Genomic DNA, 19,468 nt, shown 5'->3' with positions numbered 1-19,468 from the left:
TGATGATTTCGACTCCTCTACAATCCTCAAAACAAATATTGGACATTACCTACGACAGTGAGAGTGCCCCGGAGTTTCCCTACACGGGTAAATCAGCGTACACGTCTTTTATCTGTTCTACTCTACTGAAGCAGGATGGTTGGGCGAATTACATACGATCCATGTCGCACCTGCGTGCGCACGGTTGCGTAAACGGATGTACCGACTCTCATTGTCCACCGCGAACTGCAACAGGCGACATCGGGGCGAGTGGACTGCCTAACTAACCTTCGTAGCACTTTGAACGGACGTCCACGACAGAAATGAGGGAAAGTACAAGAAGCGTGAATCCGACCTGAGTGGCTCAGAAATATCTGCATGACGTGCCCCACCGCTGTTCTCCTACAAATACGTAATCTCATGGCTAACAAACCAATTCACCAGAATCACTCTATCAAGAGTGTTGAACCATCTAAGCGTTCTCTATGAGGCATAGGGGCTATAGAGGATTTGTATCAGGCTAACATGCTTGAGCTAGCATATTATACTAACTTGTGAATTGCCCACCTTAGACGTGCTCTTATTAAATTACTACTATATTTGTCATCACTCGTTCGGATCCTTCTATGCAACCTCGAGCATATTCGGCACTGGAGTGCATTTTGACGCGACTCGAGAGTTGGGCCGGTGCCGGGAAGGTCAATTTCGTCGATGACTTCTTGATCAACGAATGATTCGGTGTCTGTGTTGACCTGGTGTTTGGTCTGTTCTATCGGCACCCATCAGACCCTACCGCGTGCGCCAACTTTCCGGGTTGCGAGCATCTCACGCTCGACGAGCTCGTTGAATTTGTTATACGCCGTTCGTCGCGAGCAGTCCAGCGCTTCCATCACATCGTTTGCGGTTAGTGGACGTCCACGGTCGATGCGTTACTCGAAGACGTCAAGTGCCGTCTTCGCAGGAAGTCGGTCAGAGTACTGACCGTGCTCATTGCGTTGGCGCTTGGGGGGCCCCTCCGTCGGCATATCTTAGTCCAATTCACACAACTGCATAAGCCTTCACACACAACTGAAGTTTGATACACGCAACTAAACAGGTAATACAGTCAACTGTACAGGTGGTGCATCCACCTAATAACCGCCATGCAGAAATAAAGATGTGCGGTTTAAAACGACTGAATTCGGCAAATAAACGGTTCGAACGAAGTGGGGTTAGCTTCGTTAATTCGGATGAAAAACCGATGGCTGTTTTACGATAAGAGCACTCTGTAAGGGGGTAAGCGTCAGTCCTCAGTTACAGCCTCGAAGCAGAGTACGATTTTTCACAAAACCGCCATAAACGGTCTGAGTCGCGAATTTGCTCAGTTTTAGAATTCAAAATAATTATCTTTTTCATTAATTATAAATACTATCCCCTATATTCTCGCTTTATGCTAAATAATACCAACCATCGCGAAATGGCGGAGAAACGACGCCGTTTGAAGATAGATGATATGCTACCAACCAGACAAGGAGAGCGACTCGAAAAGATTCGAATGACAGCATTCGCCCCCAATGGAGACGAGTGGTGATCAACAATGGCTAGTACTCTCGAAATAATATTCGCGGTGCTGCCGTTGGCAGTCATCGCTTATCTCATGATCGGACGATATTGGCCAGCAACGCGTGCGATGCCGCTTGCGTGGTTGTCTGCTGTTGTTGTGGGATTTACCAGTTGGCAGATGACACCGGAGTGGATCGCGGCTGCAACCATCAACGGGTTCATTACCGCGGCCAACATCCTCTGGATCGTTTTCGGCGCGATTCTTCTCCTGTATACGCTGAAACAGACCGGTGCGTTCGACACCATTAACGCCGGATTTACATCCATCAGCGAGGATCGACGCGTCCAGGTTGTCTTGCTTGTTTTCCTGATGGGATCGTTCATAGAGGCCGCCGCTGGATTCGGAACGCCTGCGGCGGTTGTCGGTCCGCTCTTGGTTGGTCTCGGGTTTCCACCACTTGCGGCGGTCGTCATCGCACTCACTGGAAACCTGATGGCTATCACCTTCGGTGCGGTCGGCACTCCACTCATTATCGGTTTGCAAGATGTGTTCAATACGGCAGACGTGGCGACACCTGCGGGCGCTTCGGTGCCTGCATGGGTCGCCCAGATCGGTGTTTGGGCCGCAACGTTCCACGTTGTCGTTGGAATGGTGCTACCGTTTATCGGCGTCGCGATGATGACGCGGTTTTTCGGAGAAGAACGCTCTATCAAGCCCGCACTCGAAGTGCTACCATTAACCTTGTTCGCATGGTTCACTTTCGCGGTTCCGTACTGGCTGACCGCCTATTTCCTCGGGCCAACATTCCCCGGTCTCATCGGCGCGATGAGCGGCATGGTGTTCACTGTCGGTGCACTGAAAGCCGGCTTTTTTCATCCCGACGACGAATGGGAGTTCGCACCCCAGGAGCACTGGCCAGATCACTGGATCGGTGACATCGAACCCGGCGAAACGTCCCAGCGTGAGGGTACGGTCGCCGCAGACGGTGGCGTCGTAATGAAACAGATGCCCCTTTGGAAAGCATGGACGCCGTACGCACTGTTAGCGGCACTGCTCGTGTTGACCCGCGTTTGGACCCCCCTGACGGAGTTCTTGACCAGCACACTCGTCCTTGAGTGGACAAACATTCTTGGCACCGGTCTCGACGGCGACTTCGCGCTGCTGTACCTCCCCGGTGCGGTGTTTGTTTTTGTCCATTTAGCAACAATTCCGTTGCACGGTATGAACGGACGGGAAATAAAGGACTCATGGATCGAAACGGCGGAAAAAGTCACTCCAGCAGTCATCGCGTTGCTGTTTGCGGTCGCAACGGTGCAAATCATGATCCAGTCCGGAGAAGCGGCTGGCATCGACAGTATGCTGGTCATCCTTTCGGATGCGACGGCAAACGTCGCTGGTGGCGTCTATCCGTTCTTCGCGGCACTTGTAGGTGCGTTTGGCGCGTTCCTCGCCGGATCGAACACGGTGAGTGATATTCTGTTCGGTACGTTCCAGTACAACGTCGCAGAGAACCTCGGCGTATCGCGAACAATCCTCGTCGGTGCACAGGCTGTCGGCGGCGCAATTGGCAATCTCATTGCAGTTCACAATGTCGTCGCGGCGCTCGCCGTCGTCGGCCTCGTCGGTCAGGAAGGGCGAGTCATTCGACTCGAACTCATTCCACTGGCGTACTATGCGAGTATGACTGGACTACTGACGATGTTGTTCGTCTACGTGATTTTCCCGGGCGTCTTCTGAAGACGCCGGGGTACCGGTTCGAGAATCACGAAGAACGTCGACGGAAGCGTAGACTAGTTATCCAAATAATATTCACTATACGTTTCACGACAATCGATAACAAACACACGGTGAACAAAAAACCCCACCAACGATCCGAAGACGAAATACGACTATCAGAGTAACGACGTTGCGCGACCCGGGTTGGCGATGTCGACAACGGGTCCGAAACGCTGTTAGATACTCGATGAACCCATTGAAAGATCGCTTGATGTGACCGTTTCACGCCGAGGAGCGCGAGAATCGCTTTTGTTTCTCTGAGTGAACAGCCGGTCGCGTGGAGCCGGACGGCGAACGCCCTAGCGGGCGTCGCCGACCGCTCACGCTCCCACTATTCGAGCGTAGCCGTCTCTAAACTCTCTTTGAGCAGGTTTGAGAGTAGCATGAACAACTAGCTCTTCGACCTGCTCGTCCTTATCTAGACAGCGCCCCTTAGAATATATGTATCCGGAGCGGATTGATAACGGTCAATTATATCCAGGGCTAGACCGACTCGTTGAGAAAGGACTAATCACAAAACGGGCAAAGCCGAGTGATAAGCGACGGGAAGAGTATGCCCTGACGGGACAGGAAAAATGGACTGTCAATGAGTACGCTCGCTTTATTCAGGATATAGCCGATTAGATGGAGAGGTCGACTTCATAAGTAGCATTTCCCACAGTTGATTTTGTGTTCGCAAATCATCATTCATAAATATAAAGCATCAGAATTATAAAGAAGATGTTATATTTGGTTTTTTAGCGAGCGCCAACAGCGCGAACGAGAAAGGGATAGTGCCTCAATTTAGCTGAATGCAGGCGCTAAGCCCCCGCCCTCAAGGAACAACGCAGGGCAAAGCCCGAGTAGCGCAGTAGGGCGGGGATACAGTGCCGTCATCATCTGTTCGCACACAGTTCTGTTGTAGACTCACAGGCCCACGCACTCGCAACGTTTTTGCGTTAGGATGTCGTATTATTGAGTAAACCCAATAGAATACGACCTCGATTCAGGTTCGCACTCGACGTATTCGCTCCACTATCACCTGATACTCACTACAAAGTATCGGCGCGGAGTGTTAACCGAGGAGCGAACCCAATTCATTCACGAGGCCATCAGCGGGTTCGCGGACAACTACGGTGTCGAACTGACGAACCTCGACGGCGAGGACGACCACGTACACATCCTGTTCCGAACGAAACCAACCACAGACCTCGTGAAGTTCATCAACACGGTCAAGGGCGCGACTGCCCGCCGTATCCGCAACGAGTATGCGGACGAACTGAAGATCGAACTGTGGGGCGACTCGTTCTGGAACGACTCGTACTGCCTCATTTCAACGGGGCAGGTGTCGCTGGATGTGTTGAAGCAGTACGTCGAGAACCAACGCGAGTAGCGCCATGTACTACGCCTACAAGTACCGCCTCAAGCCGTCCGACGCCCACCGAGAGGAGTTGGACCGCCACCGCGATATTTGTCGGCAACTATACAACCACACGCTCTACCGCCTCAACGAGTACCAAGACGAACACGGTGAATTGCCGTCCATGACCACGCTACGGTCGGAACTCCCCAACCTCAAGCAGTGGTGGGACGGCCTCGCGGACGTGTACTCGAAGGTTCTCCAAACCGTCATAGAACGCCTGTTCGACAACCTCAAAGGACTCTCCAAACTCAAGCAAAACGGCTACGGCGTCGGGCAACTCACGTGGAAGCCGCCACGGGAATTCCGCAGTTTCACGTACAGTCAATCTGGCTTCAAGCTCGACAAGAAGAGCGGTCAGACTGTCCTGTCACTCTCGAAACTCGCGGACATCCCGATACGGCTCCACCGACCCATCCCCGACGACGCCAAACTCAAGCAAGTCACGGTTAAGAAGGAACCGACAGGCGAGTGGTTCGCCACGTTCGGCGTCCAAATGAACCATGAACCACCCGAACCGCCCGAGAATCCCGAGGAGTGCGTCGGTATCGACGTGGGAATTCTCACGTACGCTCATGATACCGACGGAACTGCTGTCGAATCACTCGACCTCTCCGACGAACGGGAGCGACTGGAGCGTGAGCAACGGAAGCTCTCGCGGAAACAGCACGGGTCGAACAACTACGAGAAGCAACGACGGCGCGTTGCGGAGTGTCATGTCGACCTCCGCCGGAAGCGCCGCGACTTCTTGCACAAGCTCTCGAACTACTACGCTCGGGAGTACGACCTCGTGGCGGTCGAAGACCTAAACGTGAAGGGGATGATGGAGTCACCGTCGAACAGCCGCAATACGGCGTCTGCCGCGTGGCGAACATTCCTTTCGTTGCTCGAATACAAGTGCGAGCGGGAGGGGACACACTTCGTGGCAGTCAACCCGAAAGGGACGACCAAGGAGTGTGCGGCGTGCGGCGTTTCGACGGAGAAGCCGTTGTGGGTCCGTGAACATTCCTGTCCTGCCTGCGGATTTGAGGCGGACAGGGACGCGAACGCGGCGTGGAACATTCTTTCTCGTGCGCTCGAAGATGTAGGAGTGGGATACTCCGAATCAACGCCTGTGGAGACCGCGCTCCCTGTGGGTACACCTGTATCTGCAAAGCGCGTCGTGGAAGCAGGAAGCCGTACCCTCAAGGAGCGAACGGCGTCAGCCGTGAGCGAGTAGGGTAGGGTAGTTCACATTCAGCAGAGAGTGAAAAACGCGGAGAAGCACTTCGAGCAATTGCGAAGAAACTCAATAGCCTCTCGCATAAGTCCGACACAGCATACCCACCAGGAGCAGACCCAACTACTGAACCCTCGAAAAAGTTCGTAGATGGGTATCAACTCGGACTATTCGTCGCCGCAGAATCCAGTTTGGATATTCTTCGAGATGACTATGAACTATTCAATAATAACGAGCTGGATGCAATGATCGAGAATGATGACTGATTGAGTCGAATTCAACGGACGAAAACCAGTTCTCTCTAACGACTAGACCTCCTGTTGTCAATATATCGAAGGGTACCCTCCGCGAGGGGCAAACTCGACGCGAAGCGATTACTTTCAAGGTTATTTTTGAAGTCTTATATAGAGAATCAAATTTAATATTCTTGACTACTATTCTTTCGTAGTGGCCTGTGCTAGTAACTAAGACCGCTGCTATCGCCCATTCATCATTTAAGAAGATAAATGATATGAGATATCATATACCGCCCAAGGGTTATCCCTAACGCATTCCTTTAGAGAGAATATGCGAACCACCGTTGATTCACCACCGGAACCGTCTCTACGCACTGCACCTGTCGGTTCCGATGTCATTGTCAGCACTATAATTCGGGCAATTACTGAAGTTCATGGCTCTGCGCCCGCAACTCCTCTCTACGAAGCGATCGATCCTGATGCACTCGAAAGCCTGTATCAGCATGGCTCACCAACAGTGAGGTTTGAATATATCGGGTACCATATCACGATTCATCCTGATCAAACAATCACTGTTTCGGACATGAACTCATAGAACGGTAGACTAATTAATCAATTATTGTCATTAGCTTCCAACACCTACCACAAGACATTTAATGTTGTATGCTAAACTGTGGCATGTGGTGAGGTCGCTCTGACAATCTGAATTACCCCGCCACGTCCTTTCCCAAACGTGTTGAAGTAATGACTGACATTTTTGTCTAGAAGGCCAATGAATTGGTCAGAACTCTATTTCAATTAATTTAAGCATATTGCCATTAACTGACTCGTGGAGTGGAACGACGATATGTGTCCACTGCCGAGCGTCAAACTGCTTTGACAGCCTCCTTGCGCTCAAGCACGAGGATTTGTTCATACGATGCTGCTAGACGACTACGCAAGGTATCCATACTAGATTTATCTAATTTCTATATTTAATATATGGAAATAAGTCGGTGTTACCGACTGGATAACGTATTTTCAAAGACCGCTTCCTATTCGACGCGTGTTATTCCTTTTTGAGTTGAGAGCGCAGATAGGCGCCAAGACCAGCGAGACCACCAATTGTAGTAAGCACTCCAAAGCCAGGTTGGCCATCCGAAGTCGTGGTAGTTGTTGTTTCTGTCGTTCCGATGATTGACTCTGTCGTGGTCGTCTTACTCATTTCCGTAGTTGTTTCATTTATTTTCGTAGTTGTTTCATTCATTCCCGTAGTCGTTGACGTGGTCTGCGTCGTCGATTGATTGGGGGCAGATGTCGAAGTTGTTGTTTTTGCAGTGGTTTTACTCGGTTTGCTGTCTGTTGTAGTAGTTTCTGCAGACGTGGTTTTCGTAGTGGATTCACCGGGTTGGCTATCTGTTGTGGTCGTTTGATTGTTGGAGCCAAGGATATGGAAATCAGCGTATTCAGTATACATCCAATCGAGAGTTGACCCCATTGGGTATGTGGTTGCGTACACCCGTCCGTCCGCAATGACCGGTGATTTGGCGGCGGGACCATACTCATCAAAGTCCCAACTGCCGAATGAGTATTTCCACTTTTGTTCGCCGGATGCTGTATCTATGGCAACAACAAGTGCATCCCCATCATCTTGAGCGAGCGTCGTCCTTCCAGCAACATAGAGAGTGTTATTACCAACTGAAGGAGCATTGGTGAGTTCCGCGTCAATCTCATGCTTCCATGCTTGTTTCCCTGTTTGTGCGTCGAGCGCCTGGACTGAATTTCCAGCGCAGAAAAAGACATGTTCGTTGGCAACTGCGAGTGTCGCATTCCACCATGAATTTTGTAAATTCGGTGAGTACGACCACTGAACGCTTCCATCAGTCACTGCCCGTGCCTTAATAGCAGGTTTGCCACCATTTCCATTGTGAACACTATATACGGTGCCGTTCATTATCGTTTGAAGTTTGTCTTTGGCTCCAGAGACGTCCCATAAGACAGACCCATCGTTAGCGTTCAACGCAACACCTTCCCCACAGAAGAGTTTTCCATCGGCGTAACACGCACTGCTGTTGATCCCATTGGTCGTCCAAATAACTTCGCCCGTATTAGGGTTAAGTTGTGAGACGCCGCCGGAGGTACTAACAAACAGTTGACCGTCTGCAAACAATGGATCAGAGATATTAGCCGGTGTCGATTTGCGCCATTTTACTTCCCCGCTCGTACTATCGAGGGCAAAGAATCCAGTTGAGTTAGCGTCCTCAGAACCATAGGTACCGAAGTAAATCGTGTCATTGCCGAGCGTTGGCGTCCCTGGACGGGAGATATTATCGTGTTTCCACACTGTAGCCTTCTTTTTGATGTCATAGGCAGCAACATAGCCATTGCTAGAAGAGGGAGACTGAACCGTCGACACAGCCAGGTATACAATCCCATTGTCGATAATCGGTTCAGTAGTGTGCATTCCACCGTCCATGTCGAATGACCATTCTGTAGTCACATTCGAACTCGGACCATTATCGGTGGTCGCCCCAGTTCGACCAGCATTCCCACGAGAGGTCGTCCATGAGTTGCTAGTTCCATTCGCACCGTTCACAGAGGGTGCAAATTGAGTTCCTACCGCAAGAGTCGCACCAAGAATTCCAGTTGACTTTAAAAATCCTCGACGATTTGTTTTATTCATACTTATTGTCTATATCATGTATTAATAAGCTTTGTGACGAAAAACCTAAACGGAGAATATAAATTGGAAACATTACAATTTGTAATTCTGCGATATAAATGACAAAAGTTCGGAGACACTATTCACACTAATAGTTAGCTGCTTAGGAGCGAGCGTATGTGAAACCTTGGGGGCAAGCCCCGAAGCTTCCTGCTTCGGCGTCAGAACTTCCATCTCAAAAGACAGGAGGGTTCCAAACTCTATAGGCGTTCTCCCGCGCTGGGACGATTCGGCCCATTCCCTACCGATCTGGTTCGATGGGTGTTTGTGTAACATTCATACTTGCGTCCAATTGGGGCACGCGGCTCATCATACTCAAAGAAATAACCAGTTGAACGAGAAAGCATATGCGATTCGCTCTCCGAAGTCAAGCCTCGAGGCACTCTTGCTGTATTAATTGTAGATCACGGAGCATACACATGGGGACAGTAGCTGTCCACTAACTAATCCCCACATGACCGAGCATACATGACTATTTGACGGCTCGGCGTTAATTACGTGATGCTGCCTGCTTATATGACTTCTGCTTCCAGCAATGTAATTGCGTACCTTAAAATTGGTTTTATACTTTCATTTTGAAGAAAATTCTAGAATCGAACCGGATGTTCAGTAAGGTTGTTAACACACCGAAGCCTGATTTACCATGATAGAGACCGATAACGCATACCTCCGTCTTCAGGCGGAGGTCGAGCGATAGGCATATCCCGACGGCCTGAAATCCCATGGTGGGATTCCCGCGACTTGAGGCGCGGGAGGAGGTCAAGTACGATAGCCAGACACTGAATCAGTGTCGTTAAATAACGATAAACCATTGATCGATATAATGCCCTCTGAATCGAAAACATCGACTCCTTTTAATGAATGTGAAAAGTGTGGAAAATTCGTCGTAAACCTTGGTGGACATAGATGCCGAGATGTCAATACGGCAAAGAATACGTATCCCTCCAGAGAAGAACGCAAACAACGTGCAGCCGAGGACGACCGCTGTGATGATGAGTTAGTTGCAGTTCTCCGAAGTAATGATTCGTATGCATATCATGAAATTATTGATGGGGCAATCATCTGTCATAGTAGCGAGACAAATCGCACAGTCTCGACAATATCTCGAGGCGAAGCAAAAGGACGGGGTCTCCAGCCATGTGGAAATTGTGAACGATGGAAATGATGCTATAACATACTTTAGGAAAACCGGAAATACGCCTACTTAGTTTAACTACATACATATGATACTGAGTTCTATATGTTGAATACGGTCTCTCAAAATCTAATAGATCGGATGAATATCTAACAGAAAATTTTAATCCTATGAGTTATTCTTGGGATTCAATGCGAACCTTACTCCAAACACCAATCCAATCTGAATCTGTTTGCTGAGGTTCATTGTCTTGAACAAACCAAAAAAGTCTTTATTTCCCACTCCGAGTATCCGTGACAAGGATGGTTAATAGTTCAGTCACAACTACGGTAACACAGTCATTGGAGAGATAATCATGCCATTTTCACGCATTCAAGGTCGTTTCCCAACGAATATAAGTGATGTCAGAGCAACCGGACGGACAATTAGACTTGTTCTTTCGATTCCTCAATATGCCGTTCTTTTCTTAGCTTCATTTTTCGTTGGACTGTCGGTTTTTGTCCTCTCACAAAATATTGAACTCGTTCAGACTACTGTCTTTGGCGGCTATATGACGTTAGAGCAACAATTTTCAGTGCTAATTCACTTGTATCCGATTATTGGCACGGCCTTTTCCCCAGTAAAGGAGGCTTTTCTCATCGCAAGCTCTGGTCTATTTGGTGTTAACTTTGCGATGGTTGTGTATCACTTCCGCGAAAATCAGGTGAACATTCAGGGCGGAACCGGTAGTGCGATTGGCGTGATTTTTGGAACTCTTGGTGCTGGATGTGCAGCTTGTGGATCTGTCGTTCTTACTGGGCTCCTTTCTTTTGTTGGCGCAACAAGCCTACTTACCGTTCTTCCGTTTGATGGACTCTCGTTTTCCGCACTTGCCCTTGTTGTTTTCTTCTTCTCCATCTATTGGCTGGCAGATGGAATGCGTAACAGCACAATCAATGGTTGTCCAGTAGACATCTGATAAAAATATTCATTATATAATAGTATCTATAAATATAGGTTGCATTGGAATATTAAGCCAAAAATCTGCCAATTTGTCACTATCATCTTCATTCTTACCTCTTCCAATCGTAAACTTAATAAAGATACCCTTTATTCCACTACATAATACGGGATGGATAATTTCGTATTAATATTAAAGTCATGAAATCAGACAAGAGTAGCTCTAGGGAATCGTACAGTACAGAAAACGATAGCCAGACGGGCTCTATTTCGGATCAATCCCGTCGATCCTTTTTGACAAAGTCCGCTGGCATTGCTGCATTCTCTACCCTTGGTGTTTCACAAGTTGGCAAAGTATTGGGAGATGACGGTGAGTTTTGCCCAATAAGACAGTCTCATTCAAAGGATACAATTCTTAAAGGAACAAAAGAAGAAGTCAAAGTACATACAACAGAGTCTCGTATTCCGGGACCGACTGCTGTTGTAGTTGGTGGAATCCAGGGAATCGAACCAGCGACCTGGAAAACGGCAAACGCAGTTCATGACTGGTCAATTGATTCTGGGAAATTGGTTGTACTTCCAGAAGTAAACCCGGTTGCGATTCGAAATAACACATATGTGAATGAAAATGGCGATCTAAATGACCAGTTCCCACCTGGGAAAACACCAACAACAAAACTCGCACGAGCATTGTGGCAAACTATCGAGGATATTGATCCAGATGTCTTCATCAGTCTTCACAGTTCTCAAGGGATTCTATGGGAACGTGAAGGTCCATCAGGTTTTGGACAAGCAATTTATCCAACGTATGTTGATGGAGCACGAGAGGATGCTCGTCGCACGGTTAAAAACATGAATCAGCGATTCGATGAATATCGATCATTGTATGACTTTAAGGTTGGAAACACACTGTATGGAGTCCGCCCGCTTCTGTCTCACAAAGTCGCGGCTGATCTTCAGATTCCTGGATTCCTTATTGAAACAACTCGATACGGAACGGAACTTGAAACGCGAGTCCGATGGGAGAAAGCGATCGTAGCTAATCTTCTCAAACAGAACGGAATGGACACCAAGCGGTGATTTCCTCCTCACGCTGAAACGCGACGACTTTCTACCCCGCTTGGATAGTGAACTACCTCGCCTGCTCGGCCCAACGGCCTCGGTGAGGAAGAGACCTTAGCTAAATGCAGGCGCTAAGCCCCCTTCCTCAGCGAGCGCCCAAGGCGCGAGCAGGGAGGGGATACAGCGCCGTTATCATCTGTTCGTTTACTGTTCTATTGCAGGCCCACAGGCCCGTGCAATCGGTGTGTTTATAGTGCATAGAGTGCAATGTGTGCATAAAGTGAAGCGGAAGACTATCACCATCCGGGAAGACCAAGACGAGTGGATTGAGGAGCAACACCTCAACCTCTCATCGTTCATTCGCGAGAAGATCGACGAACTCATTGAGGAGCGCGAATAGTCAATGCGCACCACCTACAGATATCCACTCAGCCCAACCGACAAACAGCGTTCGGTCATGGATTCTCACCGCGATATCTGTAGGCAACTGTACAACCACGGACTCTATCGCTTTGAACAAATCCCCGAATCAAGTGGGACTCTCAAGCAACGTGTACGATCGGTTCGTGACGAGATTCCAGATCTCAAGAAGTGGTGGACCGCACTCACCGACGTCTATTCGACGGTGCTTCAGACAGCCGTCATGCGGATCACAGACAGCATTAAAGCACTCGGACGGCTCAAAGAAGAGGGATTCAAAGTCGGTTCGCTGAATTGGAAGCGCCCACGCGATTTTCGATCATTCACTTACACACAGTCTGGCTTCAAGCTCGACAAGAAGAGCGGTCAGACTGTGCTCCACCTTTCGAAAATCGGCGATGTGCCCATCCAGATGCACCGAGAGATCCCCGACGAAGCAACGATAAAACAGGTTCATTTGAAGAAAGAGCCAACCGGCGAGTGGTTCGCCAGTTTCAGTGTTAACGTAGATCGAGAGCTCCCAAAGAAACCCGAGACGCTCGAGACCGTTGTCGGCATTGATGTCGGAATTCTCAAGTACGCTCACGACACCGACGGAACTGCCGTCGAATCACTCGACCTCTCGGACGAACGAGAGCGGTTGGAACGCGAGCAACGAAAACTCTCGCGGAAACAACACGGCTCGAACAACTACGAGAAGCAACGACGGCGAGTCGCAGAGTGTCACGCCGACCTCCGCCGGAAGCGCCGTGACTTCTTGCACAAGCTCTCGAACTACTACGCGAAAGAGTACGACTTCGTAGCTGTTGAAGACCTGAACGTCGCGGGAATGATGCAGTTCGATTCAAATTCACGCAACCGAGCGTCCGCTGCATGGCGAACGTTTCTCCGGATGCTCGAATACAAATGTGAACGCGAAGGAACGCACTACATTCCGGTCAACCCACGAGGAACCACGAAAGAATGCGCGGCGTGTGGTGTGTCGTCTGACAAACCGCTATGGGTGCGCGAACACTCATGCCCGTCGTGTGGATTCACGGCGGATAGGGACTGGAACGCGGCGTATAATATTCTCGTTCGCGGGTTGAAGAAAACGGATATAGGAGCGGGATGCTCCGAATCAACGCCTGTGGAGACTGCACTTCCTACGGGAACCACTTCGGTTCCTGCAAAGCGCGTCTTGGAAGCAGGAAGCCCCGTCCTCACCGCGCGAAGCGCGTAGGGCGGGGTAGGTCACGTGAGACAAACTATCTCAAGCCAATATCTGTGGAGACTGTGCTCTCTGAGCACACGATCGTCTTTACGAGGTGTATCATCAAAACAGGAATCTTTGTCCTCAATGTGCAACGCGCATAGATGGGAGTAGTTCACAACCCGAGTACGTTCTTGAATATACTATAGCTCTGTCTCCCTACAATATCTGTAACATATTCATCCGAGCGGAATGCAAAAAATGTCGGGGTTCCACGCACATCTGCCTTCCCTCCAATACTCAAATCTTCTTGAATTTGTGCTTTTTGTGCTTTTGATTGTGCATCACGAACAACCGCTTGTCCACTTATTGATGTATTTTTATTAATATATTGTTCTGTTTTTGAAAACACATTGTTGGTAGTGAATGAGTCTTGGTTATCGAAATAAAATTCTTTTAAATCCCAGAATGACTTCTCGTCCCGGCCATATGTGGCTTCAAGGGCATAGGTTGCTCGTACTCCCCATTCTTCGAGGACTGGGTACGATCGATACACAAGTGAGAGTTTTCCGGCGTCAACGTAATTGCGCTTAAGTTTTGGATACGTCTTTTGCTCAAAATGCAAACAATTTGGACAGGAAGGATCGTCAAAGATGATCAACGTTGCGTCTGCACTGAACGGAGTTGGTCCACGCGTTGGTTCATCAAAAATACCACTTGTAGAGGGATGATCGGGAGTGGAGCGTGGAGTTGTAGTCTCGGTTGTCGTGGATTGGGTTGGTGTAGTAGTTTCTGGCGTCGATGTAGGTTCTTCCGTTTCAGAGTTTGTTGTCTGTGTGCGTGTCGTCTCTGTTACTGATGTTCTATCTGATGTTGTTATTTGTGCTGTCGTTGTCGACGAGTTGCGTGTGGTGCTCGTATTGTTAGACTCATCCGATTGCGAAGTACAGCCAGCGAGTAAGAGACCTATCGGGACGGTTTTTGTGAGGAGGGTTCGTCGATTCATGTTTTCTACCTTTCTTATTTTCACAGTCGGACTATTTATGACTGTTGACCGAAGTTCTGCATATAATGCAAATACATTCAATAGGTTATGCTATTAGTGTGGAGTAGAAAATTAGTAGAAGTTCTAGTATATAACTTCATTTTTGCCATGTCACCCAATCTTAACTACCAATTAATCTCAACTGATCTGCCTCGCTTATAGTTGAGAAAAGCAAAACTGTTGTGCAAAGGTTCAAAATCCCGCAATTCAGCAAACGATTAACCGGGTCTATATTGCGGGGTGAATAGGCTAATAGCGATGTCAGAGCGAAACACTTCGCGGAGAACGTTTTTGAAAACAACCGGTGTTGTAGCAGCAGTCGGCCTTGGCAGTACGATTCCCGCTAGTGCGGCAGAGATCTCTAATGCGCCAGTTCCAGACGATACAGACGCACTCACGTATGCGACAATGGGGACGGACAAGGATAATCCGACCGCAAAACTTTACGGCAACTTCAAATGCCCCTATACACAGGAATTTGTTCGCGGGGGCAATCTCGAAGCGGTATTGAACGAGTATGTCGCCTCTGGTGATCTCAACATTCAGTTCCGGGCGCTTGCATACCAGCCACCAGGAACATCCTCCCATGGAACCTCGACCCACTACATTTCCGACAGTGACCCCCTGATTTCGGAAGCTGCCATGGGTGTCTGGGACGTTTCGCCAGGCGATTACTGGCAGTTCTTCAATTACATGTTCTCAGATCTCATCTCTGGGAACGTCTCGTTCAGTGAGATGGAAAGCAGAATGCAGTCGACGAGTGTGTCTGATCGCAGTACGATCATCGACCGCGCTTCGTCTGGTACATACGATAACGAGGTTGAGCAAAACCGCTATTCGGCGGGCGACTATGGTGTTACCTTCACTCCAACACTCGTTCTCGACGGCGAAACAATCCCGCCACATCACGATACTAACGAACTCCTCGAGTGGATCGGTAGTCGAATCTCGAGTTCGTCTACCTCGTCTGATACCGAGGAAGACACCGACTCATCTGATGACGAAAGCAATAGTGAGTCGTCTAGTGATGAGAACAATAACGACTCATCCAGCGACGAATCCAATAACGATAACAGCTCGGTGGACTCGTCCGACAGTGATGCGAGCGAAGATGCCTCGTCATCAGATTCTTCATCTTCGGATTCTTCGTCTTCGGATTCTTCGTCTTCGGATTCTTCGTCTTCGGAAGGGTCGGAGTCCGCTGACTCGAATTCCAGTAGTGGCTCGTCGTCCAGCAGCGACGACAGGAGTAGTGAAGATCAGTCATCAAGTTCTTCGCCATCTGAAGACACGAGTGCTTCCGATAACACTTCGTCCAATAGCGAGACAGACAGCGACTCTGAACAGTCGGCTGATAACTCAGGGAGTCAATCGATCTCTATCGGTGAGTTCTGCCGAATGTTCTTGAAATAACTCCTTTTCACTGCTTACCTCGCATTGGATGTTGGAATACGCCACTGATGTCTTGTTTAGACTCTGATTTGTTACCCTTGTTCATGAGTATAAATCATACAGAATGAAGAGTACCAAATATTCTCAATTAATAATTAGTGATAGATAAATCAAGACAATAAAGTTAGTTGATGCAAACAATACGACGAGACGACCGTGGGTCGTCTCACAGAGACGAAAAACTAGTCCTACCATCATTGGTCCCCGTTTTCTCGAATATTTTTGTATCCGCTTTGCATTTCAATTTGAAATTTGCGAATGAAAGCAGCCCGCAGAATTGATAATTCAGCTATATGTTCGATCAATACCTTGCCGACGAAGTAGATGTCGTACAATGTTTAGGTGCCAGTTGACGCGCTGTTTTACGTCAGTGCCATACTTTGTGGGCTCGATGAGTGATCCTGGAATTCGCAGATCTGCCGATACTTTGTGGAGAAGAAGTGGTCGGCTACCATCAAGGATGTTACCTCGTTTGAACTCATAATAATCAGGAAATGAATCTGGCATGTGGTAGTGATTAAGATAGGCTGCAGTTTGGGCAGCATCCTCACTCGATCCTTCTGAAAGAGTTGGATAGATAGCCTGTCCAACGCCCTTTGGTCCTTCATTTTCCCACAAGATACCCTTAGACGCATGAAGCGCTAACACCGTATCCGGATTGTGGCGATCAATACTGTTCCAGATCGCGCGTGCGAGCGGAGTTGTCGGTTTTTTGCCAGATGGGAATTGCCGATTGAGGTTCCCGTTGTTATTCACATATGTTTTACGCTCAATGGCTACCGGATTTGCTCGCGGCAATACAACGAGTTTTCCTTGGTCTATTGACCAGTTTGTGATACTATCCGCTGCATAATAGCCGCTCACCTCATTTCCATGGAACCCGCCAGTGACGTATGCAGTCGGTCCTGTTTTTCCTGATTCGATTACATGCACGTCAGTTTCGTCTTTGGTTCCCTCGCGAATAGGATATGTCCAACGTGACTCCGCAGCGGTCACTCCGATCCCAGTTTTAACTGCTGAGAGGGTTGTGAGTGCTCCTACTGACTTTGATAGGAATTGCCGGCGAGAGCTAGTTGATTCGTTTTTAATATTATCTCTACTATCTTTAGTTCTGTTGTCCAGCATCGGAGAAAATAGGACAACCTGCGAAAATATACTATTTTCGATGGTTGAAGATAGAATTTATAATTAGGTTCTGATTGAATTGTAGTAGGGATAAGTTTATTGATCACTTGTTTTGCTTGCTATCTTAATGCAGGGAGTTACGACGGTCAACTACTGTCCAGTATAGGTTAGAATTGCTAATAAACCTAAATTAATTATAGTAAACTGAATTTGTATAGTAGATAAGTTATTCTGTGATACGCAATTCGTCGTTTACCTCATACAGATAATCGTGAAGCAACAAGTCCCAAATAAATCATGAGCGAAAAGCTGTTCTATATCGTGTGATCGCAAAACTTGAACCGCCTTATTATAAGAAAATGATTTATCTGAATTTAACTATTCAACTAATTAAGAATTGGCGTCAACCCTTCGAGGTTATACCCCGATGCACTTGGCCTGCTCCGCTGGTAGATATAAGTAGTAACTCTCGATAAACTATCAATTCAGTCCAGCCCAATGGCGGAGTTCGATACGATCGAATATCTGACGTGCTGTTGTGAGGGCTAACAAACCGGGATAGTCTGTTTCAAGCTTCGCATAGATCATAGACAAAAATTTTCTTCCATCCATCGTCTCACGCTGTCGCAAATACGACTGCTGGTTAAGAGTCACCTGCTCAAGTTGGTCCCGAATTATCTGAAGTCGATTACTCCGGTCATCAAATGTATAGTGACCTCGTTCAATCAAAGCTAGCTCGTCGCCGATCTCGTCGAGTGAACACTGTAACTCCTTGAATTGTTGTTGTTCTGCCATAAGCACTTCGAGTGTTTGTTGGCGGGTTTCTATGGCCTCTTCACTCGCAGTATGAAGCTGGTTCCAAAGTAGTGGCGACCACGTTGTTGGACCTCCCTCGAGTCCGGTTGCTACGTCGGGGCCAAACTCATTCTCTATACTTTCGAGGGCAGTTTCCTCATTGTACGCGTCTTCCCAATGATCAACAGCCAAAACCGTTTCTTGATACGCAGTTTTGACGGCTTCATGTGGGGAATGGGTGGGTGATTCCTGGGTTCGGAATGTATCGGTTAGTGTTCCACCGTCAGCTCTATATGGCTGCTCTGGTATCTCGTTGAGTCGATTGAGAAAGTCCTCGAGGGCACTGATTTCGAGCTGGAGTTTAGATTCTTCTTCAGCAAGATGGCTCTGTGCGCTAGGAAGCACTGTCCGATCAACTAATCGATTTTTGTTCTGTGCCATAGCCATCTGCTATCACATAGCCATGGGAGCTATTATACTTTATCGGCCATAATTCAACAATAAATTATATATCATACTGCATTTCTGGAGACGTTATATTTATTCGCAGCAGTGAATATTCTGTGAATTTAATAACAAATTATATAACAACATTAATTGTAATCTTAAGCAGTAATGAATCTCTAAATGGCAGGTACCGATTGAACTTTTGCCCATAAATATAATTGCTATTTAATGACGGCGCAATCTGCATCAACATCGACTACAATTGAGAATATAGTTGCTTCCACTCAAATCAAGCAAGAACTTGATGTCAAACAGTTAGGTGCGGATCTAGAGGGAGGAATATATGATCACGAACAATTTCCTGGTGTGATCTTTCGGTCACCGACTACACAAGCTACGATGTTACTGTATCGCTCGGGGAAAATCATCAGCACCGGTGCAAACTGTATTGAGGATGTTGAAGAAGGATATCGTATTTTGTTCAGTCACCTCCGTACACTTGGAATCGCAGTAACAGCACAACCATCGATCACAATTCAGAATCTTGTGTCGAGTGCAGATCTTAGAATATCGCTTGACCTTAATGCGCTTGCCATCGGACTAGGTATTGAGGAGATTGAATACGAACCAGAGCAATTCCCGGGACTTGTCTACCGACCTGATGGGATATCAATTGTGATTCTAGTATTTAATAATGGTAAGCTGATTATCACTGGTGCCAAAACGGAAAGTGAGACTCAAATTGGTGTCGAGCGGGTCAAATCACGACTGACCGAACTCGGCTTTTCAGACTATTAGTCATATATAATTCAGTCTAAATAAATAATGGCCGGTAAATATACCGAATATAATATTTTATTATAATGTTACCTCATGTCATAACTCTCGGTGCAAAGCGGAAAATATTTGCTTAGGTGTGTCAACTGTCGAGTTGTATGTTAAATACATATGGAGAATATGTCTAACTACCATAGTTTATTTGAAATGATAATTCTAAAGGCAG

Annotated in this window: 14 protein-coding genes and 1 pseudogene; 10 read left to right on the top strand and 5 right to left on the bottom strand. The window is 47.8% G+C overall.

Features of this window, described 5'->3' with window-relative positions; translation table 11 throughout:
• Positions 1-1,555 precede the first annotated feature (1,555 nt).
• Positions 1,556-3,259 (top strand): L-lactate permease, encoded by a 1,704-nt coding sequence (locus BW974_RS16875; protein ID WP_076431414.1) that lies wholly within the window; start codon positions 1,556-1,558, stop codon positions 3,257-3,259.
• A gap of 172 nt (positions 3,260-3,431) precedes the next feature.
• On the opposite strand, the pseudogene BW974_RS16870 reads toward BW974_RS16875, so the two are convergent.
• Positions 3,432-3,683: pseudogene (locus BW974_RS16870) on the bottom strand (IS6 family transposase); the annotation flags it as partial.
• Positions 3,684-3,739: 56 nt separating this feature from the next.
• On the opposite strand from BW974_RS16870, the gene BW974_RS27230 reads away from it, so the two are divergent.
• The 4 genes from BW974_RS27230 (at position 3,740) to BW974_RS16850 (ending at position 6,747) form a co-directional block, all read left to right on the top strand.
• Positions 3,740-3,922, top strand: coding sequence for a helix-turn-helix transcriptional regulator (locus tag BW974_RS27230; RefSeq protein ID WP_076431413.1), 183 nt, complete (start codon positions 3,740-3,742; stop codon positions 3,920-3,922).
• Between the two features lie 343 nt (positions 3,923-4,265).
• Entirely contained in the window at positions 4,266-4,670 is a 405-nt protein-coding gene (gene tnpA / locus BW974_RS16860; protein WP_076431412.1) for an IS200/IS605 family transposase, read from the top strand.
• A 4-nt stretch (positions 4,671-4,674) separates the two neighbouring features.
• The gene (locus BW974_RS16855; protein ID WP_076431411.1) at positions 4,675-5,916 is read left to right on the top strand and encodes an RNA-guided endonuclease InsQ/TnpB family protein; all 1,242 of its coding nucleotides are present in this window, start codon (positions 4,675-4,677) and stop codon (positions 5,914-5,916) included.
• 567 nt (positions 5,917-6,483) lie between these two features.
• Complete coding sequence (locus BW974_RS16850; RefSeq protein WP_245800167.1) at positions 6,484-6,747, top strand: HalOD1 output domain-containing protein; 264 nt, start codon at positions 6,484-6,486, stop codon at positions 6,745-6,747.
• Between the two features lie 453 nt (positions 6,748-7,200).
• Here BW974_RS16850 and BW974_RS16845 read toward each other — a convergent pair whose 3' ends face one another.
• Complete coding sequence (locus BW974_RS16845) at positions 7,201-8,814, bottom strand: outer membrane protein assembly factor BamB family protein (RefSeq protein WP_084186371.1); 1,614 nt, start codon at positions 8,812-8,814, stop codon at positions 7,201-7,203.
• 1,529 nt (positions 8,815-10,343) lie between these two features.
• On the opposite strand from BW974_RS16845, the gene BW974_RS16830 reads away from it, so the two are divergent.
• The 3 genes from BW974_RS16830 (at position 10,344) to BW974_RS16820 (ending at position 13,631) form a co-directional block, all read left to right on the top strand.
• The gene (locus BW974_RS16830; RefSeq protein WP_076431408.1) at positions 10,344-10,946 is read left to right on the top strand and encodes a hypothetical protein; all 603 of its coding nucleotides are present in this window, start codon (positions 10,344-10,346) and stop codon (positions 10,944-10,946) included.
• Positions 10,947-11,128: 182 nt separating this feature from the next.
• The gene (locus BW974_RS16825) at positions 11,129-12,007 is read left to right on the top strand and encodes a M14 family metallopeptidase (protein ID WP_245800166.1); all 879 of its coding nucleotides are present in this window, start codon (positions 11,129-11,131) and stop codon (positions 12,005-12,007) included.
• A gap of 385 nt (positions 12,008-12,392) precedes the next feature.
• Complete coding sequence (locus BW974_RS16820) at positions 12,393-13,631, top strand: RNA-guided endonuclease InsQ/TnpB family protein (protein ID WP_076431407.1); 1,239 nt, start codon at positions 12,393-12,395, stop codon at positions 13,629-13,631.
• A 145-nt stretch (positions 13,632-13,776) separates the two neighbouring features.
• Here the strand turns inward: BW974_RS16820 and BW974_RS24315 are convergent, their stop codons facing one another.
• A complete protein-coding gene (locus BW974_RS24315; protein WP_084186350.1) occupies positions 13,777-14,607 on the bottom strand; it encodes a DsbA family protein in 831 nt (276 codons plus the stop codon).
• Positions 14,608-14,904: 297 nt separating this feature from the next.
• On the opposite strand from BW974_RS24315, the gene BW974_RS24310 reads away from it, so the two are divergent.
• Entirely contained in the window at positions 14,905-16,059 is a 1,155-nt protein-coding gene (locus tag BW974_RS24310) for a thioredoxin domain-containing protein (RefSeq protein WP_084186349.1), read from the top strand.
• 324 nt (positions 16,060-16,383) lie between these two features.
• Here BW974_RS24310 and BW974_RS16800 read toward each other — a convergent pair whose 3' ends face one another.
• On the bottom strand, positions 16,384-17,223 hold the full coding sequence (locus tag BW974_RS16800) for a M14 family metallopeptidase (RefSeq protein ID WP_084186348.1): 840 nt from the start codon (positions 17,221-17,223) through the stop codon (positions 16,384-16,386).
• A 480-nt stretch (positions 17,224-17,703) separates the two neighbouring features.
• Complete coding sequence (locus BW974_RS16795) at positions 17,704-18,465, bottom strand: DUF7260 family protein (RefSeq protein WP_076431405.1); 762 nt, start codon at positions 18,463-18,465, stop codon at positions 17,704-17,706.
• Between the two features lie 228 nt (positions 18,466-18,693).
• Here BW974_RS16795 and BW974_RS16790 point away from each other — a divergent pair, with 228 nt between their 5' ends.
• Positions 18,694-19,263 carry a TATA-box-binding protein gene (locus BW974_RS16790; RefSeq protein WP_076431404.1) on the top strand — a complete coding sequence of 190 codons (570 nt, stop codon included), beginning with the start codon at positions 18,694-18,696 and terminating at the stop codon, positions 19,261-19,263.
• Positions 19,264-19,468: the final 205 nt, after the last annotated feature.

The organism is Haladaptatus litoreus (assembly GCF_900156425.1).
Classification (GTDB): Archaea; Halobacteriota; Halobacteria; order Halobacteriales; family Haladaptataceae; genus Haladaptatus; species Haladaptatus litoreus.
The sequence above is the reverse complement of the archived record's forward strand: the minus strand, read 5'-3'. Positions and strand labels throughout refer to the sequence as shown.

Bases quoted from the DNA above. Each gene is read 5' to 3' on its own strand.
- BW974_RS16875 (WP_076431414.1), top strand. From the start codon at position 1,556: ATGGCTAGTACTCTCGAAATAATATTCGCGGTGCTGCCGTTGGCAGTC.
- BW974_RS27230 (WP_076431413.1), top strand. From the start codon at position 3,740: ATGTATCCGGAGCGGATTGATAACGGTCAATTATATCCAGGGCTAGAC.
- BW974_RS16855 (WP_076431411.1), top strand. From the start codon at position 4,675: ATGTACTACGCCTACAAGTACCGCCTCAAGCCGTCCGACGCCCACCGA.
- BW974_RS16850 (WP_245800167.1), top strand. From the start codon at position 6,484: ATGCGAACCACCGTTGATTCACCACCGGAACCGTCTCTACGCACTGCA.
- BW974_RS16845 (WP_084186371.1), bottom strand. From the start codon at position 8,814: ATGAATAAAACAAATCGTCGAGGATTTTTAAAGTCAACTGGAATTCTT.
- BW974_RS16830 (WP_076431408.1), top strand. From the start codon at position 10,344: ATGCCATTTTCACGCATTCAAGGTCGTTTCCCAACGAATATAAGTGAT.
- BW974_RS16825 (WP_245800166.1), top strand. From the start codon at position 11,129: ATGAAATCAGACAAGAGTAGCTCTAGGGAATCGTACAGTACAGAAAAC.
- BW974_RS16820 (WP_076431407.1), top strand. From the start codon at position 12,393: ATGCGCACCACCTACAGATATCCACTCAGCCCAACCGACAAACAGCGT.
- BW974_RS24315 (WP_084186350.1), bottom strand. From the start codon at position 14,607: ATGAATCGACGAACCCTCCTCACAAAAACCGTCCCGATAGGTCTCTTA.
- BW974_RS24310 (WP_084186349.1), top strand. From the start codon at position 14,905: ATGTCAGAGCGAAACACTTCGCGGAGAACGTTTTTGAAAACAACCGGT.
- BW974_RS16800 (WP_084186348.1), bottom strand. From the start codon at position 17,223: ATGCTGGACAACAGAACTAAAGATAGTAGAGATAATATTAAAAACGAA.
- BW974_RS16795 (WP_076431405.1), bottom strand. From the start codon at position 18,465: ATGGCTATGGCACAGAACAAAAATCGATTAGTTGATCGGACAGTGCTT.
- BW974_RS16790 (WP_076431404.1), top strand. From the start codon at position 18,694: ATGACGGCGCAATCTGCATCAACATCGACTACAATTGAGAATATAGTT.